The sequence below is a fragment of the Leucobacter sp. UCD-THU genome, assembly GCF_000349545.1.
Taxonomy (GTDB): Bacteria; Actinomycetota; Actinomycetes; order Actinomycetales; family Microbacteriaceae; genus Leucobacter; species Leucobacter muris.
The window spans coordinates 78,162-100,412 of record NZ_KB714604.1 but is presented as its reverse complement, the minus strand read 5'-3'; the positions used below and the strand labels follow the sequence as shown (position 1 = coordinate 100,412).

General features: G+C 72.5%; 22 protein-coding genes and 1 pseudogene. 12 read left to right on the top strand and 11 right to left on the bottom strand.

The window, feature by feature from the left end:
• Positions 1-155: 155 nt before the first annotated feature.
• A pseudogene (locus H490_RS32730) lies at positions 156-770 on the top strand (nitrilase-related carbon-nitrogen hydrolase); the annotation flags it as partial.
• A 311-nt stretch (positions 771-1,081) separates the two neighbouring features.
• Here the strand turns inward: H490_RS32730 and speB are convergent.
• Positions 1,082-2,182 carry an agmatinase gene (gene speB / locus H490_RS27970; RefSeq protein WP_017884825.1) on the bottom strand — a complete coding sequence of 367 codons (1,101 nt, stop codon included), beginning with the start codon at positions 2,180-2,182 and terminating at the stop codon, positions 1,082-1,084.
• Positions 2,183-2,402: 220 nt separating this feature from the next.
• Here speB and H490_RS32725 point away from each other — a divergent pair, with 220 nt between their 5' ends.
• Positions 2,403-2,786, top strand: a complete 384-nt coding sequence (locus tag H490_RS32725) for a DUF488 domain-containing protein (RefSeq protein ID WP_017884824.1) — start codon at positions 2,403-2,405, stop codon at positions 2,784-2,786.
• A gap of 10 nt (positions 2,787-2,796) precedes the next feature.
• On the opposite strand, the gene H490_RS32555 is transcribed toward H490_RS32725, so the two are convergent.
• Both H490_RS32555 and H490_RS27955 read right to left on the bottom strand, forming a co-directional pair.
• Positions 2,797-4,395: a PLP-dependent aminotransferase family protein gene (locus H490_RS32555; RefSeq protein ID WP_017884823.1), complete on the bottom strand. Its 1,599-nt coding sequence runs from the start codon at positions 4,393-4,395 to the stop codon at positions 2,797-2,799.
• 368 nt (positions 4,396-4,763) lie between these two features.
• On the bottom strand, positions 4,764-5,645 hold the full coding sequence (locus H490_RS27955; protein WP_017884822.1) for a DNA-methyltransferase: 882 nt from the start codon (positions 5,643-5,645) through the stop codon (positions 4,764-4,766).
• Between the two features lie 52 nt (positions 5,646-5,697).
• Between H490_RS27955 and H490_RS27950 the strand changes: the two genes are divergently transcribed.
• Positions 5,698-6,054, top strand: a complete 357-nt coding sequence (locus H490_RS27950) for a VOC family protein (protein WP_017884821.1) — start codon at positions 5,698-5,700, stop codon at positions 6,052-6,054.
• Between the two features lie 180 nt (positions 6,055-6,234).
• Here the strand turns inward: H490_RS27950 and H490_RS27945 are convergent, their stop codons facing one another.
• Together H490_RS27945 and H490_RS27940 are read right to left on the bottom strand one after the other, a co-directional pair.
• The gene (locus H490_RS27945) at positions 6,235-7,305 is read right to left on the bottom strand and encodes an enoyl-CoA hydratase/isomerase family protein (protein ID WP_017884820.1); all 1,071 of its coding nucleotides are present in this window, start codon (positions 7,303-7,305) and stop codon (positions 6,235-6,237) included.
• Between the two features lie 177 nt (positions 7,306-7,482).
• Positions 7,483-8,841 (bottom strand): MFS transporter, encoded by a 1,359-nt coding sequence (locus H490_RS27940; protein WP_017884819.1) that lies wholly within the window; start codon positions 8,839-8,841, stop codon positions 7,483-7,485.
• A gap of 104 nt (positions 8,842-8,945) precedes the next feature.
• Between H490_RS27940 and H490_RS27935 the strand changes: the two genes are divergently transcribed.
• The 5 genes from H490_RS27935 (at position 8,946) to H490_RS27915 (ending at position 13,352) form a co-directional block, all read left to right on the top strand.
• Complete coding sequence (locus H490_RS27935) at positions 8,946-9,782, top strand: DUF3097 domain-containing protein (protein WP_017884818.1); 837 nt, start codon at positions 8,946-8,948, stop codon at positions 9,780-9,782.
• A 326-nt stretch (positions 9,783-10,108) separates the two neighbouring features.
• The gene (locus tag H490_RS27930; RefSeq protein WP_017884817.1) at positions 10,109-10,996 is read left to right on the top strand and encodes an arginase family protein; all 888 of its coding nucleotides are present in this window, start codon (positions 10,109-10,111) and stop codon (positions 10,994-10,996) included.
• Positions 10,993-11,415, top strand: coding sequence for a hypothetical protein (locus H490_RS27925; protein ID WP_017884816.1), 423 nt, complete (start codon positions 10,993-10,995; stop codon positions 11,413-11,415). The genes H490_RS27930 and H490_RS27925 overlap by 4 nt, the downstream gene beginning before the upstream one ends.
• Positions 11,416-11,594: 179 nt before the next feature.
• The gene (locus tag H490_RS27920) at positions 11,595-12,506 is read left to right on the top strand and encodes an alpha/beta fold hydrolase (protein WP_017884815.1); all 912 of its coding nucleotides are present in this window, start codon (positions 11,595-11,597) and stop codon (positions 12,504-12,506) included.
• A 129-nt stretch (positions 12,507-12,635) separates the two neighbouring features.
• Complete coding sequence (locus H490_RS27915) at positions 12,636-13,352, top strand: tyrosine-protein phosphatase (RefSeq protein ID WP_017884814.1); 717 nt, start codon at positions 12,636-12,638, stop codon at positions 13,350-13,352.
• 129 nt (positions 13,353-13,481) lie between these two features.
• Here H490_RS27915 and H490_RS27910 read toward each other — a convergent pair whose 3' ends face one another.
• Both H490_RS27910 and H490_RS27905 read right to left on the bottom strand, forming a co-directional pair.
• Positions 13,482-13,724, bottom strand: a complete 243-nt coding sequence (locus H490_RS27910; protein WP_017884813.1) for an anti-sigma factor family protein — start codon at positions 13,722-13,724, stop codon at positions 13,482-13,484.
• Positions 13,721-14,377 (bottom strand): sigma-70 family RNA polymerase sigma factor, encoded by a 657-nt coding sequence (locus tag H490_RS27905; protein WP_017884812.1) that lies wholly within the window; start codon positions 14,375-14,377, stop codon positions 13,721-13,723. The genes H490_RS27910 and H490_RS27905 overlap by 4 nt, the downstream gene beginning before the upstream one ends.
• A gap of 161 nt (positions 14,378-14,538) precedes the next feature.
• Between H490_RS27905 and aroA the strand changes: the two genes are divergently transcribed.
• The 3 genes from aroA to bcp all read left to right on the top strand — a co-directional run bounded on the left by aroA (position 14,539) and on the right by bcp (position 17,713).
• On the top strand, positions 14,539-16,032 hold the full coding sequence (aroA, locus tag H490_RS27900; RefSeq protein WP_017884811.1) for a 3-phosphoshikimate 1-carboxyvinyltransferase: 1,494 nt from the start codon (positions 14,539-14,541) through the stop codon (positions 16,030-16,032).
• Entirely contained in the window at positions 16,029-17,087 is a 1,059-nt protein-coding gene (gene rsgA / locus H490_RS27895; RefSeq protein ID WP_017884810.1) for a ribosome small subunit-dependent GTPase A, read from the top strand. The genes aroA and rsgA overlap by 4 nt, the downstream gene beginning before the upstream one ends.
• Positions 17,088-17,230: 143 nt before the next feature.
• Complete coding sequence (bcp, locus tag H490_RS27890) at positions 17,231-17,713, top strand: thioredoxin-dependent thiol peroxidase (RefSeq protein WP_017884809.1); 483 nt, start codon at positions 17,231-17,233, stop codon at positions 17,711-17,713.
• A 98-nt stretch (positions 17,714-17,811) separates the two neighbouring features.
• On the opposite strand, the gene H490_RS27885 is transcribed toward bcp, so the two are convergent.
• Entirely contained in the window at positions 17,812-18,219 is a 408-nt protein-coding gene (locus tag H490_RS27885; protein WP_017884808.1) for a hypothetical protein, read from the bottom strand.
• Between the two features lie 195 nt (positions 18,220-18,414).
• On the opposite strand from H490_RS27885, the gene H490_RS27880 reads away from it, so the two are divergent.
• Positions 18,415-18,663: a WhiB family transcriptional regulator gene (locus H490_RS27880; RefSeq protein ID WP_017884807.1), complete on the top strand. Its 249-nt coding sequence runs from the start codon at positions 18,415-18,417 to the stop codon at positions 18,661-18,663.
• 128 nt (positions 18,664-18,791) lie between these two features.
• Here H490_RS27880 and argG read toward each other — a convergent pair whose 3' ends face one another.
• From argG to H490_RS27865, 3 genes are all read right to left on the bottom strand, one after another.
• On the bottom strand, positions 18,792-20,213 hold the full coding sequence (gene argG, locus H490_RS27875; RefSeq protein ID WP_031290187.1) for an argininosuccinate synthase: 1,422 nt from the start codon (positions 20,211-20,213) through the stop codon (positions 18,792-18,794).
• A gap of 141 nt (positions 20,214-20,354) precedes the next feature.
• Entirely contained in the window at positions 20,355-21,338 is a 984-nt protein-coding gene (locus H490_RS27870) for a malate dehydrogenase (RefSeq protein ID WP_017884805.1), read from the bottom strand.
• 72 nt (positions 21,339-21,410) lie between these two features.
• Complete coding sequence (locus H490_RS27865; RefSeq protein ID WP_017884804.1) at positions 21,411-22,250, bottom strand: aldo/keto reductase; 840 nt, start codon at positions 22,248-22,250, stop codon at positions 21,411-21,413.
• Position 22,251 lies beyond the last annotated feature (1 nt).

Here is a 22,251-nt window from a genome sequence, read left to right as displayed (position 1 = left end):
GGGCGCGGTCCGGATCATCCGCGGCCCACGCTACCTGAGCCGAAACGTTTTAACAAGTGGCTAATTGCTCTTTTAATCACAGGGAAACATAGAATCGAAACGATTTGGCATCGAATTGAGCCGCAACATCCCGATCATGCGAGAATGTGAGCACCATGAGCACCTCGAACCTCCGCCTCACCGTCATCCAGGACGCACCGCTCCCCCGCGACGTCGCAGGCAACCTCGCCCGCGTGCGCGCGGCGCTCGCGCAGAGCGAGGCCGACCTCGTCGTCTTCCCCGAACTGTTCCTCACCGGCTATCAGACCGAGCGGCTCTCCGAGCTCGCCCTCCCCGTCGACGACCCGCGGATCGCCGATCTCGGAGCCGCGTGCCGCGAGGCCGGCACGGCACTGCTCGTCGGCTTCGTCGAGACCGCCGCCGACGACGGCTACTTCGACGCGTACCTCGCGATCGATCGGGACGGCCGCGTGCTGCCGGCGATCCGCAAGACGCACCTGTTCGGCGACGAGCGCGAGGTGTTCCGCACGGGCGACGCCCTCACCCCTGTCACGCTCTGCGGCGCGCGAGTGGGCGTGGTCAACTGCTTCGAGATCGAGTTCCCCGAGGTCGGCCGCACCCTCGCGCTGCGGGGCGCCGAGCTGCTCGTGGCGGGGTCGGCGAACATGCACCCGTACGAGCTCGATCACCGCACCGCGGTCACGGCCCGAGCGCTCGAGAACCGGGTGCCGGTGGCCTACGCGAACCGGGTCGGCAGCGAGTCGGGCCACGACTTCTGCGGCTCGNTCCCACTCCTGAAAAGTTGTTCGAAAAAGCCGCATCGTCGCACCCGACGGCACGACGCTCGCCGAGCTCGACACCGAGACGCGCGGCGAACTGACCGCGACGCTCGAACTGGGCGCCGGGGGCAGCGGCGCCACCGCGATGCTCGCGCAGCGGCGCCCCGAGCTCTACGAGGCCTAGGGAGGCCGCGGGGCTCCCGCGACCCGCGGCGCTTCGGCGACGCCCCTCGGCCCGCGGCCCGGGCCCCGGCGCTCGGCCGCATGCGCCGGGGTCCGGAGCGGCGCCTGCTCCAGCACGCTCACCCGGGCGGGCGCCCGCTCGAGCGCACCCGAACGCGCAGGGGCGGGTCGGGGCTCGCGATTTTCGAAAGCTTTTTGACCGCGCTGCGNACGCGAAGGAGCAAAACGAGTCCGAAAACGTAGACCGGCGTGTTCGGCGATCCCGCGTGGAAGGCGAGCGCCTCGAGCGCGATGCGGCCCGCGATCAGCTGCGTGCGCGTGGAGTGGTCGAGCGACGGCGCGGGCTCGGCGATGTCGAGCCCGATGAGGCCCGCGGGTGCGATGCCGCGGATGATCTCGAAGGCCTCGCGGATCGTCATGCCGCCCGGGGTGGGCGCGCAGGTGCCCGGCGCGAAGGCGGCGTCGAGGGCGTCGACGTCGAAGGTGAGGTAGAAGCCCTCCTCGCCGACGCGCTCGAGGATCTGCTCGACCGCCCAGAGTGTGCCCTTCTGCCAGATGTCCTCGAGCCAGATCACTCGGATGCCGTGATCCCGGCAGTACTTCAGCTCGGTCTTGGGGTTCATCCAGCCGCTGATGCCGACGAGCACGATCTTCGAGGGGTCGTACCCGTTGTCGACGGCGCGGGTGATGGTGCAGCAGTGGTTCAGCTCCTCGCCGCCGACGTGCGGCGCGGCGTCGAGGTGGGTGTCGAATTGCACCCAGCCGGGGTTCGTGCCCGGCTTCTTCGCGGCCTTGCCCACGGGGATGCTCACGGAGTGATCGCCGCCGAAGACCACCGGGATCGCACCGGCGGCCACGATCTCGGCGATGTCGGCCTCGACCCGCTCGAAGGTCTTGGGGGTGTTGCCCAGCGCCACCTTGCAGTCGCCGCCGTCGACGAGCGGCAGGTGCGCGAACAGGTCGAAGTCGAATGTCGCCTGGAAGTTCGTGTACTGCACCGAGGTCTCGCGGATCGCGCGCGGTCCGTAGTTGGCGCCGCTGCGGCTGATGGTCGTCGCATCGAACGGGAAGCCGTAGACGACGGCCTTCGCACCCGAGGCGGTGATCGCCTCGCGCGTCAGCTCGACGCTGGGCACGCCCATGAAGGTACCCCCGGGGCCGCCGTGCAGGAGGCCGCTCCACATGGTCTCGTCGAACGAGCCGGTCGACTCTTCAGTCATGGTTCCTCATTTCACTGGTCGCGGGCCCGAGCCCGCATCGATCTCTGTTGAAACGTTTTGGAGCGTCTTTGCTACACAAGCATCGAAGTGCCGTAACGTTTCGGCAATCGTAGCAGGAGGCGCACCTCGGGGTCCAGTGCCGAACCGGGATCGCCGAGTCGGGGCACCGCCCGCCCCGCGCCCCCTGGCGCTCGCCCCCGCCGACCCGCAGACTGGAGGCGTGGACATCAGGGTCAAGCGCGTCTACGAGCCCGCAGAGCCGGGCGACGGCTACCGCGTGCTCGTCGATCGCCTCTGGCCGCGCGGCGTGTCGAAGGAGCGCGCCGAGCTCGACCTCTGGGAGAAGGACGCGGCGCCGAGTCCCGAGCTGCGACGCGACTGGCACAGCGACCCCCGCGGGCACGATCCCGAACGCTTCGCCGCGTTCGCCGACCACTATCGCGCCGAACTCGCCGAGTCTCCCGCCTCCGAAGCGCTCGACCGGCTCGCCGACCTGGCCCGCGACCACGATCCGCTCACACTGCTGTACGGCGCCAGGGACGAGCACACGAACCACGCGGTCGTGCTGTGCGAGGCCCTGCGGCAGCGGCTCGCCGCACGCTGACCGGCGCGGCTCACACCGCCAGCAGGATGCGGCGCAGACGATCGATCGCGGCCGCGAACTCGGCGTCGTCGGGGCCGCCCATGCCGAGCACGACCCCCGCCGCCCGACCGGCGCTGCGATGCTGCCAGTAAGCGCCGAGGGCCGCCACCCCGAGGCCCGCGGGGAACGCCGTGGTCTCGCGCGCCGCGGCCTCCACCACCGCGGCCTCGCGGCGCGACGCGCCCACGCCCTCGAACTCGAGCACCGCGTGCAGACCGCCGCTCATGGGGCGCACCCGCACGCGCCCCACCCCGGCGAAGCGCTCCGAGATCAGGTCGCGCCGCGCGGCATGACGGCGGCGCACCCGGGCGATGTTGCGGCGCAGCTCCCCCGTGGCGAGATAGTCGGCGAGCGCCAGCTGCACAACGGCCGAGACGGGCGAGCCGAGGTCCTGCCGCACCGGCTCGAGCAGCGCGCGCAGATTGCGGGGCGCCAGCAGGAAGCCCGCGGCGAGCGCCGGCGTCACCGTGCTCGAGAAGGTGCCGAGCGTCATGACCGAACCCGATGCGGCGTCGTCGAGCGCGGCGAGCGCGGGCAGCGGCCCGCCCGCGTGACGCAGTTCGGAGTCGTAGTCGTCCTCGACGATCACCACACCCGTGCGCTCCGCCCACTCGAGCAGCTCGCGTCGCCGCGGCAGCGGCAGTGAGCCGCCGACGGGGTACTGGTGGCTCGGCGTGACGATCACGAGATCGAGCAGCCCCTCGGGCAGCCGGTCGGTGCGCAGGCCTTCGGCGTCGACCGGCAGCGAGACGATGCGGGCGCCGTGGCGCGCTGCGACGCTGCGCAGCGAGGGGTAGCCGGGATCCTCCACGCCCACCACGAGGCCGTGCCCGCGCGTCGTGCCGAGCGCGGTGAGCAGCAGCCCGAGGCCCTCGCGGGCACCCGCGGTCACGATCACGTCGCGGGCGGGCCTCGCGGTGCCGCGCACGAGGCGCAGATGCTCGACGATCTCGCGGCGCAGCGCCGGGTCGCCGAGGGCGGGCGGGCGGCGGTCGGCCCGCGCCACGGCAGCGCGCCACGCCGCGCGCCAGGCGGGACGCTCGGTGGCGTCGGTGAGCGGGGTGCCCGGAGCGAGCGGCGGTCGGGGCGTCGGATCGGCGTCGGCGAGGCGGTCCGGATCGGCGTCCGGCGCGTGACGGGCGCCCCCGGGCCGCCCGGCCGGCCCGGGCGCTTCCGCGATCCGGATCCCGCCCTCGATCGTCGTTCCGGAGTCGGCGGAGCGGACCGTGCCGCGGGCCGCCCGAGGATCCTCTGCACCGGCACCGGCGCCCGTCGCCCCGGCGACCCCGCCGAGGCGTTCGGGATCCGGCGCCAGCTCGGGATTCACCACCGTGCCGCGCCCGTGCTCCGCCCGCAGGTAGCCCTCGGCGATCAGCTGCTCGTAGGCGGCGACGACCACTCCCCGTGCGACGCCGAGGCTGCTCGCCAGCCGCCGCGTCGCCGGCACGCCCTCCCCGGGCCGCAGCGTGGCGCGGTCGATCGCGTCTCGCAGCGCGACGGCCAGCTGCGCGGGCAGCGGCGTTCCCGCGTCGCGGTCGATGACGAGGGGCAGCTCGCTGTGCTTCTCCACGGCCCCATTCTGGCAGCATCCGCACCGAGTGGTCCATCTCAACCCTGAACGAACCTCGCCTCCCGTGAACCACAGGTCCCCGGTTCTCGGTGCTCCCGGGGAAGCCGCTCATTCTCTGCCCCTGCCTCTGGATCCGCCTCTGGCTCTGAACCTGCCCCTGGGCCTGGGCCTGGGCCTGGGCCTGGGCCCGACCTTGACATCGACGTCTACCTCGGCCCCGACCTCGCAGCATCCCGCACGGCACCGACCGAAAGGCGGGAAACGCAGCTTCAGACGCACCGGCAGCGGCGTTTCCCGCCTTTCGAGGGCAATCGAGCCCGGTCAGGGCCAGGGCCAGAGCCAGAGCCAGAGCCAGAGCGACCCGCGGCTCAGCTGAAGACCGGCGCCGCCCCGGCCAACCGCCGGCGCATCACCTCGATCGCCTCCGGATTCTCGTCGATCAGCATGAAGCGCCGCCCCAGCTCCGCCGCGGCCGCACCCGTCGTGCCGCTGCCGGCGAAGGGGTCCAGCACCCAGTCCCCCGGCCGCGACGAGGCCTGCACGATGCGGCGCAGCACCCCGAGCGGCTTCTGCGTCGGATACCCCGTGCGCTCCCGACCCGTCGGCGAGACGATCGTGTGCCACCACACGTCGGTCGGCAGCTTGCCCCGCTCGGCCTTCTCGGGCGTCACGAGCCCGGGCGCCATATAGGGCTCGCGATCCACCGCCTCGGCGTCGAAGAAGTAGTGATCGGGGTGCTTCGCGTAGACCAGGATGTTGTCGTGCTTCGGCGGCCAGCGGCGCTTCGTGCGCGCCCCGAAATCGTAGGCCCAGATGATCTCGTTGATGAAGCATTCCGGGCCGAAGAGCGCGTCGAGCAGCACCTTCGCGTAGTGCACCTCCCGGTAGTCGAGGTGCAGATAGAGCGTGCCGTCGGGCGCCAGCACCCGCCAGGCCTGCTCGAGGCGGGGCTCGAGGAAGTCCCAGTAGTCGCCGAAACGATCGTCGTAGGCGAGCGTGCGCTCCCGCGTCACCCGGTAGCCCTGCCCGCGGAACCCCAGGCGCTCACCGCTCGCCGGCTCGATCCGCCCGATCTCGCCGCGATCCGCGCTGACCCGCGTGCCGCGCACCCGTTCCATCTGCCGCGCCCGCCCCGTGTTGAACGGCGGGTCGAGGTACACGACCGAGAACGCGCTGCCGGGCAGGCTGCGCAGGATCGGCAGGTTGTCGCCCGCGGCCACCAGATCGGGGCCGTCGGCGTTCCAGTGCATCCCCCCAGGGTATCGTGGAGCCCCACATCCATTGCGAGCGAGCGGAGCCGCCATGATCCGGCTGGGCATGATCACCGTCGACACCGAGGACCCGCGGCCCCTCGCCGCCTGGTGGGCCGAGCGTCTCGGCGGGCGGATCGTGCACGACGCCGACGGCTGGTTCTGCATCGTGCGCGCGCCCGACGCTCCGGTGGCGCTGGGGTTCCAGCGCGTCGAGACGGTCGCCCCCGGCAAGAACCGCGTGCACCTCGACCTCGACCGCAGCCCCGACATCGACCGCGACCGCATGGTGGCCGAGTGGGTCGAGGCGGGCGCCGCCCATCTCGGCAGGCGCGGCGAGGAGGGCTTCTCGTGGGACACCTTCGCCGATCCGCACGGCAACGAGTTCTGCATCGGCGACCCGCACTGAGCCGGGCCCGGGCGGGGTGCTGAGCCGGTCCGATCCCCCGCCCCGCCGAGTGGTCGAGAAGTGCCGCGATCGCCGCGGGTTCGAGCCAGTTTCGAGCACTCGCGGGGCCTGAGGAAGGCCTCCGCGCTAGGGGGCCAGGTCTCCGCAGGGCGAGGTTTCCGCAGGGCGAAGGCCTCCGCGCTAGGGGGCCAGGATCTCCACGAGCTCCGACGGGTCGAGGTCCTCGATGCGGGCCGGCGACCAGCGCGGGCTGCGATCCTTGTCGATCACCTGGGCGCGCACGCCCTCCGCGAAGTCGGGGCGCGGCGCCACGCGCCCCAGCACGCGCAGGTCGTCGGCGAGCACCTCGGGGAGCCCCAGCCCGAGTCGGCGCGTGCGATCGATCTGCGCGAGCGTCACCGCCACGGACACGGGGCACATCGCGCGCACCGTCGCGGCCGCGGCCGCCGCCTCGGCTCCTCCGCGTTCGCCCGCCGCCTCCAGCGCGCGCATGACTCGCAGCGCCGCGCCCGCAGCGTCCTCCGAAGCCGGCGCGTGAGCCTCGCCGAGCGCTTCCTCCGCGATCGGCTCCCACCACTCCCGCGCCTCGAGCACGGTCGATCGCGGGGCGGCCTCGGCGAAGCGGGCGCACGCAGCGGCGGGATCCTCGCCCCCGGCCAGCGCCTCGCCCAGCGCGTCGAGCCGGTCCGAGGGCACGAAGCGATCGGCGAATCCCAGGGCGATCGCGTCGCCCGGGCCCATCTCGCCGGCGGTCACCGCGAGCAGCTCGCCGAGGTGGCCGGGCGCCCGCGCCAGCAGCAGGTGCCCGCCCACGTCGGGCACGATCCCGATGCGCACCTCAGGCATAGCGAGGCGGCTGCGCTGCGTCACCACCCGGTGCCGCGCGTGCCCGGCGATGCCGATGCCGCCGCCCATCGTGATGCCGTCCATGAGGCCCACCACCGGCACGGGCGACTCCGCGAGCGCGAGATCGAGGCGGTACTCGGTCACGAGGATCCGCATCGTGTCGCCGCCCGAGATCTCCTTGATGTCGCCGCCGCCGCAGAAGCCGCGCTCCCCCGCCCCGTCGAGCAGGATCGCCGCGGATCCGTCGCGCTGCGCCGCATCGAGCGCGTCGCCGACCAGGCCGAACATCTCGAGGTTGAGCGCGTTGATCGCGCGGGGCCGGTTGAGCGTGATGCGCGTGATCGCGCCCTCGCGGCGGGCGATCACGAGCGGTTCTGGGGCGATCTGGGACGCGTCGGTGCTCATGCCTGCAACGTACCATCCGGGCGGGGCTGCTCCGAGACGGGCTCCTATGGTGAGTGGCTGCGCTGCGTGCCTCGAAAGGCGGATTTCGCATGCGCACGAGGGTGCTCGTGTGCGAAATCCGCCTTTCGGCGGGTGCGGATCGCGCGGCGGGGCAGGGCGGGCGGATCCGGCGGCGCGCTACGGCGTCGGCCGGTGCGCGTCGTAGCGCTGGAAGCCGCGCGCCGTGCGCAGCAGCACGAGCATGATGCCGAAGATGAGCGCGCCGCCCACGAGCGGCGAGGCCCAGAGCGCGAAGAGCGTCGCGAGACCGCCCGCCACGAGGTCGCCCACGCGCGGCCCGCCCGCCACCACCACGTAGAAGAGGCCCTGCATGCGGCCGCGAACGTCGTCGGGCGCCGCCGCCTGCAGGATGGTGGTGCGGAACACGGCGCTCACGTTGTCGGTCGCGCCCGCCCCCGCGAGCGCGACGCCCGCGAGCACGATCGCGACGACGTTGGCCGGGATGAAGGAGTCGTCGTCGACCGCGACCATCGCGACCAGGCCCTCGTCGACGCCCAGCGAAGCGAGCAGCAGCACGACCCCGAAGAGGGCCGTGCAGATCCCGAACGCCGCGACCGCGAGCGTCACCGCCCGCCCCTGTCGGCGCACGCCTCCCAGCGGCCCGGAGACAAGGCCGCTGAGCAGCGCGCCGATCGCGAACGACGCGGTGAGGATGCCCACGGTCACGGGCCCGCCGCCCAGCACGATCGCCCCCGCGGCGGGGAACACGACGCGCGGCTGCCCCAGGATCATCGCGATCAGGTCCCAGACGAAGGTGGCGCGCACGTTCGGCGCGCGCCGCAGGAACCGCATGCTGTCGACCACCGACCCGATGCCGATGCCGCGGCGGCGACCGTCGGGCGCGATCGGCGGCAGGCTCATGATCCCGAGGAAGGCGCCGGTGAACAGCACCACGTCTAGCAGGTACGTCCACGAGAAGCCCACCGTCGCGACGAGCACACCCGCGACCGCCGGCCCCACGGTCACGGCCAACCCCATCGTGATGCCGCTGAGGGCCGCCGCCGCCGGCAGCAGCTGCGTCGGGAGCAGACGGGGCAGGATCGCGCCCTGCGCCGCACCCTTGATCGTCGCGGACGCGGCGTTCACCGCGGCGAGCGCGTAGTAGGGCCAGGTCGTCTCGACCCCGAGGAAGGCGATGAGCGCGAGCGTGCCCGTGCTGCACCACGCGACGATCGCGGTGACGAGCGCGACCGTGCGCCGGTCGAAGGAGTCGGCGAGCGCGCCGCCCACGAAACCGGCGAGGATCATGGGGCCGAGCGCCCACAGCGCCACGAACGACACCGCGAGCGTGGAGTGGGTGATCTCGTAGATGTGCAGGCTCACCGCGACGATCGTGACCTGCGCGCCGATCTGAGCGACCGAGGTGCCGGTCCAGAGCTTCGCGAACGCGGGGCTCGCGGTCAGCGGGGTGGTGTCGACGAGCAGCCCTCGCAGGCCGCGTCGCCGGGCTGCCGGCTCGTCGGGGTCGTCGCTCACCGGCCCAGCCTATCTGGCTCGACGGCAGGGGCGGAGGCCGAGCCCCTCCGGCACTCCTCGTCGGGGCAGACATCGGGCGGCGCCGCGCGCTAGGCTCGGGTTCCGTGTTCGACCCGCGCTACGACGACGACCCCCTCGCCAGGATGAAGCCCCGCCGCGGCCCGGTGCAGCGGCGCGAGGTGCCGCTCTCGCGCGGCCTCGTCGTCGAGCACAGCGAGACCGAGTGGTGCGGCGCCGTCGTGGGCGCGAGGGAAGGGCTCGTGCAGCTCGAGGATTTCCGCGGGAAGGTGCGCGCGTTCCCCCTGAGCGACGGCTTCCTCATCGACGGCGAGCCGGTGCGGCTCGTGGCGCCGAAGCGCAAGCCGGCCGGGAGGCAGCGCACGGCGTCGGGCTCGATCGCCGCCCCGCAGCAGCGGGCGCGGGTCGCGATGCCGAGCCGCATCTTCGTGGAGGGCAAGCACGACGCCGAACTGGTCGAGCAGGTGTGGGGCGACGACCTGCGCGTCGAGGGCGTGGTGGTCGAACTGCTGCAGGGCGCCGACAACCTCGAACAGGTGCTCGCAGAGTTCGGCCCGGCCGCGGATCGGCGGGCGGGCGTGCTGCTCGATCACCTGGTGCGCGGCAGCAAGGAGACGCGGATCGCTGAGGCGATCGCCAGGGGTCCGTTCCGCGCGCATGTGCTCATCGTCGGCCACCCGTTCGTCGATATCTGGCAGGCGGTGAAGCCCGCGCGGGTGGGGCTTGAGGCGTGGCCCGCCATTCCGCGGTCGATCGAGTGGAAGACGGGCATCTGCCGCGCGCTCGGCTGGCCCTCGGACGAGCCCGCCGACATCGCCGACGCCTGGGCGCGCATCCGCGGCCGCGTGCGCGACTTCCGCGACCTCGAACCCGAGCTGGTGGGACGCGTCGAGCATCTCATCGACTTCGTCACGGTGGGCTGAGCATAAGCGGACGCGCAGCGTTCGCGCTCAGCCCAGTGCCGCACACGGCGGCAGCCCACGGAGCGAAGCGAGGGGCAGGGCTGAGCATCAGCGGACGCGCAGCGTTCGCGCTCAGCCCAGTGCCGCACACGGCGGCAGCCCACGGAGCGAAGCGAGGGGCAGGGCCGAGCCCGAGCGGAGGCGCAACGGGGGGCGAGCCGGCAGCCGCTCGGCCTCCCGTTCCGAGCGGATCGACGCCGCCCGCGGGTCGGAGGCCTCGGGAAGAAACGTCCGGTTCGGTGCTCCCGCGGAGTATCCTGGAGGGGTGCACGAGGCGAGGAGGCGCTGTGTCGAAACCCGTGTTCCTGATGATGCCGGAGTGGCAGGGATCCGCGTCTTCGCGCGCGATGCAGCTCGCCGAGGGGGCCGAGGCGCTGCTGGAGGATCTGCCTGCCTCCGCGACTCGCGAGGTGCCGGTGCCGCTCGAGGCCGGCGATGCCATGGGCACGCCCGTGGCGCGGCTCAGCAGCCTGCTGCGCGCGCGTGACGCCGCGCGCGAGGCCATCGTCGAGCTCGGCGATGCGCCCCCGGTGATCGTCGGGGGCGACTGCGCCTCGTCGCTCGCGGGGCTCGAGGCCGCGGTGCGCGCGCACGGAGCGGATCGTCTCGCCGTGCTGTGGTTCGACGCCCACCCCGATCTGCAGCATCCGAGCACGTCGCCCTCGGGCGCAGCGTCGGGCATGACGCTGCGGCACGCCCTGGGCGAGGGCTCCCCCGACCTGGCCTGCGAAGCCCCGATCGATCCCGCGCTGCTGACCCTGATCGGCACGCGGGCGATCGATCCCGAGGAGGACGCCGAGATCGAGCGGCGCGGCGTGCACGTGCTGGATCCGGTGTCGATCGCGGGCGTCACGGATCCCGAGCAGCGCCCGGATCCCGATGCGCTCGCGGCCGCGGTTCGGGATCGGCTCGCGGATTCGGGTGCCGAGTGCGTCTACGTGCACGTCGACTTCGACGTGCTCGATCCCGCCGAGTTCTCAGCCGTGCACGAGGCGGTGCCCTTCGGGGTGACGGTCGCTCAGCTGACGGCGGCGATCCGGGCGGCCGTGGCGTCGCTGCCGCTCGCGGGCGCCTCGATCTGCGAGTTCGCGCCCGCCAGCGCCTCCGCCGCGGCCGAGGATCTGCCGACGGTGCTGCGCGTGCTCGCGGCGCTCACTTCGGGGACGGCGCGGTGACGGCACCAGAGCGCACGGAGGCGGGTCAGCGGAGCACCCGGCACGGACGGTGGCCCCTCGCACGGCTGGGGTACCTCTACGCGACGGCGGTCGGGTTCGCCTGGGGCTCCATCTGGAGCACGGGCGAGGTGCGGCGCCACGAGGGGCTCTGGGTGTTCAGCGGCATGCCGAAGTGGACGTTCGGGCGCGGCGGCAGCTGCGTGGGGTCTTGCTATCTCACCGACCGCAACACGGGGGCGGCTGTGCTGCGTCACGAGCTGGTGCACCGCGAGCAGTGGCGGCGCTACGGTTTCGCGATGCCGCTGCTCTACCTGCTCGCGGGGCGGGATCCGCTGCGCAACCGCTTCGAGATCGAGGCGGGGCTCGAGGACGGCGGTTACGTGCGACGCTCGCGCCGGCCGAAGCGTCGCGAGGGGTGAACGGGGTGCGCCGCGCACGTCGCTCGCCTCGGGCCCGCCCCGCCGCTCCTCGGAGGGTCGCCCCCAAGGTTGCGGATCCGGGCGGCCTCCGGCCGCGCGCGGCCGGCATCATCGGCAGCGCCTCGCGCACCGCCGTGTCTTCCTCGAGTGATCGGCGCCGACGTCCCTAGACTGGCCAAATGAGCAGCGAAGCCCCGTCCTCCGACGACGAGTTCCGGTTCCTCGCGGGAGACGCCGCGCGCGTCGGCCGCAGCGCCCCGCTGCCGCGGGTCGAGCGCATCTCCGCGCCGGTCGCCGAGGGCCGCGCGGTGAGCGGGCTGCGCTTCGGAGGGCCCGCGGATCCCGAGTTCGTGGTGCTGCACGGCGCGGGCCTCAACGCGCACAGCTTCGATCCGGCGCTGCTGGCCCTCGACAGGCCAGCGCTCTCGCTCGATCTGCCCGGGCACGGTCGCAGCGACTGGCGCGCCGATGCCGACTACCGCCCCGAGCGCCTCGCCGCCGATATCGTGACGGCGCTCGACCGGCTCGCGGGCGGCCCGGTCGCGCTGCTGGGCCACTCGCTCGGCGGGCTGACCGCCGCGCTCGTCGCCGACGCCCGCCCCCGGCTCGTGCGGCGGCTCGTCGTGGTCGACATCACCCCCGGCATCACGCCCGGGGGGAACGCGGGCGCCGTGGTCGAGTTCATCACCGGGCAGCGCGACTACGCCTCGATCGACGAGATCGTCGATCGAGCCATCGCTTTCGGCATCGGCTCCGACCGCACCGCACTCACCCGCGGCGTCGCGCTCAACACGCGCCGGCGCCCGGACGGCCGGCTGGAGTGGACGCACCACCTCGCCCACCTCGACGCGCTGCCGGGTTCGGGCAACGGCGACCCGCACCCCTACGCGCCGATCTGGGCGTCCCTGCAGCGCCTCGAACCGCCCGCCACGCTCGTGCGGGCGCAGCACGGCATCCTCAGCGACGATCTCGTCGGCGAGTGGCGGGATCGCCTGCCGAACAACGAGATCCTCACGGTGCCGGGGCCGCACAACCTGCACGAGGCCGAGCCGGTGCTGCTCGCGTCGATCATGCGCGGCCTCGCCCTCTGAATCCGTCGAGTGCGTCGGGGCCGCGCACCGCCACGAGGATCACCTCGGCCGGGCGGGCCCGCGAGCGGCTCGACGACTCGAGCGCGCAGGGGGGCGAGGAGCACGCGAGACGCGGCCTAGGATGAGGGTGTGACCTCCGCACTGCTCCCCATCGAAGGAACGTACAACTTCCGCGACCTCGGCGGGTTCCGAGCCGACGGCGGACGCACGAGGTCGGGGGCGCTCTTCCGCTCCGACGCGCTCGCCGCGCTCAGCGACCGGGGCAGGGCTCAGATCGCCGAGCTCTCGGTGGCGCGCGTGATCGACCTGCGCGACGACGCCGAGCGCGCCCCGCTGCCCGACCTCGTGCCCGAGAGCGCCGTCGTCGTTCCGCACCCCATCTTCCCCGACGTCAGGCAGCACATCTCGGCGCAGCTCGACATCTACGCGCTCACCGAGCTGCTCTACCTCGAGCACGGCGACCGGCTCGCATCCGCCGTGACGATGCTCGCCGAGCCCGGTGCGACGGTCTTCCACTGCACCGCGGGCAAGGATCGCACGGGCGCCGTCGCCGCCCTCACCCTGCTGGCCGTGGGCGTGGATCGCGACGACGTGATGCACGACTACTCGGCCTCGGAGCAGAACCTCAGCGGCGAGTGGCGGGCCAAGAACCTCGAGCTGATCAAGCACCTCGGCATCGAGGTCACGCCGTCGCTCGAGCAGTTGCTCGTGTCGACGCCGCTCGCGGCGATCGACCGCGCGCTCGCCGCCGTCGACGAGCGGTTCGGCTCGGTGCGCGACTACCTGCGGGTGAGCGGCGTCGCCGACACCACGATCGAGCGGTTGCACGCGCAGCTGGTCGAGTAACCGGCGGTCGTCGGGCGCGTCGGAACTACTCCCCGGGCATGCCGAAGGGTCGCCCCTGCAACACGCTCAGGCGGCTCGTGCGCACCGTCCCGCTCGGCCCTCGCGGGCCGCTCAGAACGCCGGCCGGGCTCAGCTCACGCGCAGGCCGCGCAGGATCGCATCGCGCAGATCTGCGGGAGCGCAGTTCTCGCGCTCTTCCTCGCAGGCGCGGCGCACCACCTCGGTGAGGCGGATGCAGACCGTCTGCTCGTCCTGGCAGCCGGGGCAGCTCTCGAGGTGCTCCCGGATCGGCGCGGATTCCTCGGCGCAGAGCTCTCCGCGCAGCAGCTCGTAGAGGTTGGCCTGCGCCGTCTCGCAACCGCAATCGCTCATCGCGTCGCTCCCTCTTCCGTGTCCTTCGTCTTCGTGCGGCCGGTGCGCTTCGTCGCCGCGCCTCCCGCACTGAGTCCAACGCCCTGCTCGCGCGCGTATTCCCCGAGAGTCTTGCGCAGCCTGGTGCGGCCGCGGTGCAGGCGGCTCATCACCGTACCGATGGGCACCTCCGCGATGTCGGCGATCTCCTGGTAGCTGAATCCCTCGACGTCGGCGAGGTAGACCGCCATGCGGAAATCCTCGGGCAGCGCGTTGAGCGCTTCGCTCACCACCGTGTCGGGCGTGCGATCGATGGCCTCGGCCTCGGCGGATCGAGCCGACATCGCCGTGGTCGACTCGGCGCCGCCCAGTTGCCAGTCCTCGAGCTCGTCGACGGCGCCGAGGTAGGGCTCTCGCTGCCGTTTGCGGTAGGTGTTGATGTAGCTGTTCGTCATGATGCGGTAGAGCCAGGCCTTGAGATTGGTGCCCTCCTGGAACGACGCGAAGGCCGAGAACGCCTTGAGGAACGTCTCCTGCACGAGATCCTGCGCATCCTGCGGGTTGCGCGTCATCTTCATCGCCGCGCCGTACAGCTGGTCGAGCAGCGGCAGCGCCTCTCGGGTGAAGCGCTGCTCCAGTACCGCCTGATCTTCGTGCGCCGTGGTGTCACTCACACCCTCGATCCTACGCCTCCCTCCGTTGCTTCCCCCGTGAGCGCCCCGCGCACGCCTCCTCTTCCACGGGCGGGAGTCGCAACACGCCGTCTCGCGCCGAGCGGGTCGGCGTGTTGCGACTCCCGCTCCCGTCGGACGCGGGCCGGGTAGAATCGAGGACGATGCTTGAAGCGAAGATGAACAAGGGCAAGGACGGCGACGAGGCGCACGCCGGCGAGGGTCTCGGCGAGCACGAGGCCCCATGGGACGCACCGCTCGCGGATGGCGCGCTCGACGCGCGGGTGGCCCTTCCCGGTTCGAAGTCGCTGACGGGTCGCGAGCTGATCCTCGCCGCCCTCGCCGACGGGCCGGGCACCCTGCGCGCGCCCCTGCACTCCCGCGACTCGGCGCTCATGGTCGATGCGCTGCGGGCGCTCGGCACCGGCATCGAGCAGATGCCCACCGACAGTCCGTTCGGCCCCGACCTGCGCATCACGCCCGCCGATGAGCTGACCGGTTCCACGAGTATCGCGTGCGGCCTCGCCGGCACGGTGATGCGCTTCGTGCCGCCGGTCGCCGCCCTCGCCCTGGGTCCGGTCGCCTTCGACGGCGACCCCTACGCGCGCAAGCGCCCCATGCGCCCGGTGCTCGACGCGCTGCGCGCTCTCGGCGCCGACATCGCCGACGAGGGGCGCGGCGCCCTGCCCTTCACGGTGCACGGCACCGGATCGCTGCGCGGCGGCCGGGTCAAGCTCGACGCATCGCTCTCGAGTCAGTTCGTCTCGGCCCTGCTGCTCTCGGGCGCGCGCTTCGACGAGGGGGTGCACGTCGTGCACACCGGGGAGCGTCTGCCGAGCCTGCCGCACATCGAGATGACCATCGAGACGCTGCGCGCCCGAGGCGTCGACGTCGAGTCCCCCGCCCCCGGCGAATGGGTCGTGAAGCCCGGGCCGATCCGGGCGCTCGACGCCCGCATCGAGCCCGACCTCTCGAACGCCGCCCCGTTCCTCGCCGCGGCTGCGGCCGTCGGAGGCCGCGTCACCGTGCCCGGCTGGCCCTCGGCCACCACGCAGGTCGGCGATCAGCTGCGCACGCTGCTGCCGGCGTTCGGCGCCGACGCGGTGCTCGCGGCCGACGGATCCCTCACCGTGACGAGCGGCGGCCGTCTGCGCGGCGTCCGGCTGCACGTGCCCGAGGCCGGCGAGCTCGCACCCACGCTCGTGGGGCTCGCGGCGCTGGCCGCGCACGGCACCGCGGGCACTGACGGCGAGGCGAGCGAGATCACCGGCATCGGCCACATCCGCCACCACGAGACCGACCGCATCGCCGCGCTCGTCGCCGAGGTCAATCGGCTGGGCGGCGACGCGGTCGAGCTCGACGACGGCATCGCGGTCAGACCGGCCACGCTGCACGGGGGCGTCTGGCAGAGCTACGCCGACCACCGCATGGCGACGACGGGGGCCCTGGTCGGGCTGCGCGTCGCGGGTGTCGAGGTCGAAGACATCGGCTGCACCTCGAAGACGCTGCCCCAGTTCCCCGAGCTGTGGGGCCGTATGCTCGGCATCGCCTCCGGCTCCGGCGCGCCGCTCGACGGGCCGGGCGGCGCGGCCGCGTCGGCCTCGAACCCGCTCCTCCTCACCCTCCCCCAGACCCCGGACGGCACGAGCTGGACATGAGCTGGCTGACCCCGGACGACGACGAAGACGGCCCCTACGCCGAGTACGCCGACCACGCGGTGCGCCAGCGCCCCAATCCCAAGGCGAATCGCCCCCGCACCAAACGGCGACCCGAGCACGCCGACGCCGTGGTCGGCCTGGTGACGGCGGTGGATCGCGGCCGCTACACCGCGCTCGTCGAGTCGGGTGCCGATCCCCACGACCTCTCCGAGCGCGTCGTCGTCGCGGCTCGCGCTCGCGAGTTGCGGCGCACCCCCATCGTGATCGGCGACCGGGTGCAGCTCGTCGGCGACGCGAGCGGCGCGGAGGGATCCCTCGCCCGCATCGTGAGCATCGAGGACCGCCGCACGCTGCTGCGGCGCAGCGCCGACGACAGCGACACGGTCGAGCGCGTGATGGTCGCGAACGCCGACCAGATGCTGATCGTGGTGGCGGCGGCCAACCCCGAACCGCGGGTGCGCCTCGTCGACCGCTATCTCGTGGCCGCCTACGACGCGGGGATTCGGCCGCTCATCTGCATCACCAAGGTCGACCTCGCCGATCCCGAGCCGTTCCTCGGCTACTTCTCGGCGCTCGAGGTGCCCGTCTTCCGCTCGCAGCCGGGGACTTGGCCGCTCGACGAGATCCGCGAGGCGCTCGCGGGTCGCACCACCGTGTTCGTCGGTCACTCGGGGGTCGGCAAGTCGACGCTCATCAACGAGCTCGTGCCCGAGGCGGGCCGCGCCATCGGCCACGTCAACGAGGTCACCGGCCGAGGCCGTCACACCTCGTCGTCGTCGGTCGCGTACCGGGCCGAGACCCCCGGCTGCGCGGGCGGCGGCACCGGCTGGGTGATCGACACGCCGGGCGTGCGCTCCTTCGGGCTCGGACACGTCACCACCGAGGGCATTCTGCGGGGTTTCACCGACCTCGCCGAGATCATCGACGGCTGCCCGCGCGGCTGCACGCACCTCGAGGGCGCCCCCGACTGCGAGCTCGACGCCGCCATCGCCGACGGTCGGCTCGACGCCGCGGGCGCGGCGCGGGTCGAGTCGCTGCGCCGACTGCTGAAGTAGCGCCGGCGCCGCTTCGCTGCGGGCCCGCCCGGCCCCGGTCGCCGTCGAGATGGGCGCGGGGCCGCCTGATCGAGCGACGATCGCGCACGGCTTCTCGAGTCGGGATCGGCACGGGCTCAGCCGCGCACCGATAGGCTGAGGGCATGACGGAACGCGTGATCCTCGAGCCCGCACAGCCCGCCCCCGACTTCTCGCTCCCGGATCAAGACGGCGCCACCCGTTCGCTGGCCGACTTCCGCGGCCGGCGGGTGATCCTCTTCGTCTACCCGGCGGCCATGACCCCCGGCTGCACGACAGAGGCCTGCGACTTCCGCGACTCGGTCGCATCGCTCGAGGCTGCCGGCTACCAGCTGCTCGGGCTCTCCCCCGACCCGGTCGACAAGCTCGCCCGGTTCGCCGAGCGCGACTCGCTCGACTACCCCCTGCTGAGCGACCCGGATCGCGAGGTGCTCACCGCCTACGGCGCGTTCGGCGAGAAGAAGAACTACGGGCGCATCGTGCAGGGTGTGATCCGCTCGACCTTCGTGATCGACGAGGAGGGGCGGATCGCACACGCGCTCTACAATGTGAAGGCCACTGGGCACGTCGCCCGCGTGCGCAAGCTGCTCGGCCTCGACGCGGCCTGACCCCGGGGGCGGACGGCCCGGGCGCGGGCGCGTCACCGGGCACGTGATCGGCGGCAGCCGGTGCCCCACCCCGAGCCGGACGCGAGCCCGTCGAGGGCCTACTGCTCGCCGGCGGACTGAACTGCGGGGCGGGCGAGGATCGCGGCGGCGAAGCCGGCGAGGGCGAGCGCCACGAGCGCGAAGCCCAGCCACCACGGGCCGATGCCGATCTGCAGGCAGCCGGTGCCCGCCGCGAAGAGCAGCACGTGGATGGTGAGCGAGGATCCGCGCACCCAGCTCGCCCGCGCCTTCACCGCACCCACGAGGGTCACCACCACCCACGCGAACGACAGCGCGGCCATGACGATCAGGCTGAGGTTCTGCAGCGGGTTGCCCTCCGAACCGAGCGCACCGACCACCGTGACGCCGAGCACCCACAGCAGCAATGCGCTCTCGACCGCCAGCAGCGCGGCCAGCGCCCGCCAGGCGACTCGCGAGCGTGGGTGATCAGCGGGTGACGAGGGCATGTCGAGCCTCTTTCCAATCAATTGCAAATACACTATTGATTTGCTTCTACATCCGTGAAACTATATATTCCGTCGAGTTTCGCGCACACTGACGTGAGCATTCTCAGCCACGTTTCAGATAGTTACGGCGCGAGATTCCTGGCATTAGCCTCCAGTGTATTTCGTGTGCGTGCGTTTACAAATGGAGGACACACAATGGATTGGCGCGAGAAGGCTGCTTGCCTCACCGTAGACCCCGAGCTCTTCTTCCCGGTCGGCAACACCGGCCCGGCCGTCGAGCAGATCGAGCGTGCGAAGTCGGTCTGCGCTCGCTGCACCGTCACCGAGATGTGCCTGCAGTACGCCATGGACACCGGCCAGGATTCGGGCGTGTGGGGCGGCCTCAGCGAGGACGAGCGCCGCGCGCTCAAGCGCCGCGCCGCTCGCGCCCGCCGAGCCTCCTGAACTCCGACTCCCACTGAAAAGCCCCCGGCCTCGCCGGGGGCTTTCTCGTGCGCCCGGCGTCGTCACCCGGTCGCGGTGCCCGAAGTCGGGCGGTGCCGGCCGATGCGGGCCGGCACCGCCGGCGAGGATCAGTCGGTGCCGGCGTCGAACGCGGCCGACAGGCCGAGCGCGTCGCCCTCCTCGTCGATGCCGCCGACGGCGTCGGCGATCTCGGCCGCGCCGCCCTGCTCGAGCTCTCCGACGAGTTCGGCCGTCGCGCCGCCCACGAGCCCGAGCTGGGCGTACTGCTCGAGACGCGCGCGCGAGTCGGCGATGTCGAGGTTGCGCATGGTGAGCTGGCCGATGCGATCCTCGGGGCCGAACGCCGCGCCCACGGTGCGCTCCATCGAGAGCTTCTCGGGGTGGTAGCTGAGGTTCGGGCCCTCGGTGTTGAGGATGGTGTAGTCATCGCCACGGCGCAGTCGCAGAGTGACCTCGCCCGTGATCGCCGAGCCGACCCAGCGCTGCAGCGCCTCGCGCAGCATGAGCGACTCGGGGTCGAGCCAGCGGCCCTCGTACATGAGGCGACCGAGCTTGCGTCCATCGTTGTGGTACGAGGCGAGTGTGTTCTCGTTGTGGATCGCGTTCACGAGGCGCTCGTAGGCGATGTGCAGCAGCGCCATGCCGGGGGCCTCGTAGATGCCGCGCGACTTCGCCTCGATGATGCGGTTCTCAATCTGGTCGGAGACGCCGAGGCCGTGACGGCCGCCGATGGCGTTCGCCTCGAGCACGAGCGCCACCGGATCGTCGAACTCGACGCCGTTGATCGCGACCGGGCGGCCCGCCTCGAAGCGCACCGACACCTCTTCGGTGGCGACGTCGACGTCTTCGCGCCAGGCTGCGACGCCCATGATCGGCTCGACGATGTCGAGGCCCGCATCGAGGAACTCGAGCTTCTTAGCCTCGTGGGTGGCGCCCCAGATGTTGGCGTCGGTCGAGTACGCCTTCTCGGTCGAGTCGCGGTAGGGGTAGCCGTGCGCGACGAGCCACTCGCTCATCTCCTGGCGGCCGCCGAGCTCCTCGACGAACTGCTTGTCGAGCCACGGCTTGTAGATGCGCAGCGCCGGGTTCGCCATGAGACCGTAGCGGTAGAAGCGCTCGATGTCGTTGCCCTTGTAGGTGGAGCCGTCGCCCCAGATGTCGACGCCGTCCTCCTTCATCGCGCGCACCAGCAGCGTGCCGGTGACGGCGCGGCCGAGCGGCGTGGTGTTGAAGTAGGTCTTGCCGCCCGAGCGCACGTTGAAGGCCCCGGTCTGCAGGGCGACGAAGCCCTCTTCGACGAGGGCGCGCTTCGCGTCGACGTGGCGGGCGATCTCGGCGCCGTACTCCTTCGCGCGGCCGGCGACCCCGTCGATGTCCGGCTCGTCGTACTGCCCGATGTCGGCGGTGTACGTGCACGGGATCGCGCCGTTCTCGCGCATCCACGCGACCGCGCACGACGTGTCGAGACCACCGGAGAATGCAATGCCGACGCGTTCGCCGACAGGCAGGGAAGAAAGCACCTTAGACATGGGCTCTATCCTACTGGGCTCGGCGCCCTCTCCGGTCCGCTGCGGGGTGAGGCCGACGGGGGCGGCAACCCGTGGCCGTCCACGCCGACGCCGGATCGCCGACCCCACCGCGACCGGTCGCTCGCCGATGGGCGCGCGGCGTCAGATCAGCCCGAGCTGCCGCACCGCATCGCGCTCCGACACGAGCTCGGCCACCGAGGCGTCGATGCGCTGCCGCGAGAACTCGTCGACCGCGAGCCCCTCGACGACGCGCCACGCGCCGCCCTCGGAGCGCACCGGGAACGACGAGATGAGCCCCTCGGGAACGCCGTACTCGCCGTGCGACACGACGGCGGCGCTCGTGCGCCGCTCCCCCGTGCCGAGCATCCAGTCGCGCACGTGCTCGATCGCGGCGTTGGCGGCGGAGGCGACCGAGGAGCCGCCGCGCACCTCGATGATCTCGGCCCCGCGCTTCGCCACCCGCTCGATGTAGGCGCCGCGCGCCCACTGCGGGTCGACAGCCTCGAGCGCCGGCGCGCCGCCCACCGTCGCGTGGCTGAGGTCGGGGTACTGGGTGGCCGAGTGGTTGCCCCAGATGGTCACCCCGTCGATCTGCGCCACTCCGGCGCCGGCCTCGGCTGCGAGCAGACCCACGGCTCGGTTGTGGTCGAGGCGCGTGAGCGCGGTGAAGCGCTCGGCGGGCACCTCGGGGGCGTGCTGCTGCGCGATCAGCGCGTTGGTGTTCGCGGGGTTGCCCACCACGATCACGCGCACGTCGTCGGCCGCGCGGGCGCCGATCGCCCGCCCCTGCGGCCCGAAGATGGCGCCGTTCGCCTCGAGCAGGTCGCCGCGCTCCATGCCGGCGGTGCGCGGCCGCGACCCGATGAGCATCGCCACGTTCGCGCCGTCGAAGGCGACCTCGGGGGCGTCGCTGATCTCGACGCCGGCGAGCAGGGGGAAGGCGCAGTCGGTCAGCTCGAGCGCGGCGCCCTCGGCGGCCCGCATGCCCTGCGGGATCTCGAGCAGGCGCAGCGACACGGGCTGGTCGGCGCCGAGCATGTCACCGGCCGCGATCCGGAACAGCGCCGCATAGCCGATCTGGCCGCCCGCGCCCGTCAGCGTCACGGTGATGGGAGTCTTCGTCATGTGGGTCTCCTCGTCTCTGCGTGTGGTCGCGCCCGGCACCGGTGGGCGGCGCCGTGCGGCGGCCCGCGGCGCTCAGCGCACGTCGAAGCTGCGCGGGTCGGGCCCGAAGTTGGTGCCGACCTCGAGCGAGTCGATGGCCTCGATCTCGGTGCCCGACAGCTCGAAGTCGAAGAGGTCGGCGTTCTCGACCATGCGCTCGCGGCGGCCCGTCTTCGGGAAGATGATGCGCCCCTGCTGCAGGTGCCAGCGCAGCACCACCTGCGCGGGGGTCTTGCCGTGCCGCTCTGCGGCGGTGAGCACCTCGGGGCGCTCGAACAGGTCGGTCTTGCCCTGGGCGAGCGGCCCCCAGGCCTCGATCGCGATGCCCTGCTCGGCGCAGAACGCCGACAGCTCGCGGCGCTGGTGCAGCGGGTGCAGCTCGATCTGGTTGACGGCGGGCACCGCACCGGTCGCGTCGATCACCTGCTGCAGGTGCTCGATCTCGAAGTTGGAGACGCCGATGGCCGAGGCGCGGCCCGACTCGGCGATCTCGATGAGCCCGTGCCAGGCGGCGAGCGCGCTGCCCTCGACCTTGGGCAGCGGCCAATGCACGAGGTAGAGGTCGACGCGGTCGAGGCCGAGCCGGTCGAGGCTCTGCTCGAAGGCCTCGCCGGCTCGCGCGTGGTCGTCGTTCCAGAGCTTGGTGGTGACGAAGAGCTCGTCGCGCGGGATGCCGCTCGCGGCGATCGCGCGCCCCACCTCGGCTTCGTTGTCGTAGATGCGGGCCGTGTCGATGTGCCGGTACCCCACCTCGAGCGCGTCGGAGACCACCCGCTCGGCCTCGCCCGCCTCGACCAGGAACACGCCGAGGCCCAGCTGCGGGATCTCGGTGCCGCCGGTGAGGGTGAGATTCGGGATCGGCAGGGCGCTCATC

Bases quoted from the DNA above. Each gene is read 5' to 3' on its own strand.
- H490_RS27955 (WP_017884822.1), bottom strand. From the start codon at position 5,645: ATGCACTGGAACGCCGACGGCCCCGATCTGGTGGCCGCGGGCGACAAC.
- H490_RS27950 (WP_017884821.1), top strand. From the start codon at position 5,698: ATGATCCGGCTGGGCATGATCACCGTCGACACCGAGGACCCGCGGCCC.
- H490_RS27945 (WP_017884820.1), bottom strand. From the start codon at position 7,305: ATGAGCACCGACGCGTCCCAGATCGCCCCAGAACCGCTCGTGATCGCC.
- H490_RS27920 (WP_017884815.1), top strand. From the start codon at position 11,595: ATGAGCAGCGAAGCCCCGTCCTCCGACGACGAGTTCCGGTTCCTCGCG.
- H490_RS27910 (WP_017884813.1), bottom strand. From the start codon at position 13,724: ATGAGCGATTGCGGTTGCGAGACGGCGCAGGCCAACCTCTACGAGCTG.
- aroA (WP_017884811.1), top strand. From the start codon at position 14,539: ATGCTTGAAGCGAAGATGAACAAGGGCAAGGACGGCGACGAGGCGCAC.
- rsgA (WP_017884810.1), top strand. From the start codon at position 16,029: ATGAGCTGGCTGACCCCGGACGACGACGAAGACGGCCCCTACGCCGAG.
- bcp (WP_017884809.1), top strand. From the start codon at position 17,231: ATGACGGAACGCGTGATCCTCGAGCCCGCACAGCCCGCCCCCGACTTC.
- H490_RS27885 (WP_017884808.1), bottom strand. From the start codon at position 18,219: ATGCCCTCGTCACCCGCTGATCACCCACGCTCGCGAGTCGCCTGGCGG.
- H490_RS27880 (WP_017884807.1), top strand. From the start codon at position 18,415: ATGGATTGGCGCGAGAAGGCTGCTTGCCTCACCGTAGACCCCGAGCTC.
- argG (WP_031290187.1), bottom strand. From the start codon at position 20,213: ATGTCTAAGGTGCTTTCTTCCCTGCCTGTCGGCGAACGCGTCGGCATT.
- H490_RS27870 (WP_017884805.1), bottom strand. From the start codon at position 21,338: ATGACGAAGACTCCCATCACCGTGACGCTGACGGGCGCGGGCGGCCAG.
- H490_RS27865 (WP_017884804.1), bottom strand. From the start codon at position 22,250: ATGAGCGCCCTGCCGATCCCGAATCTCACCCTCACCGGCGGCACCGAG.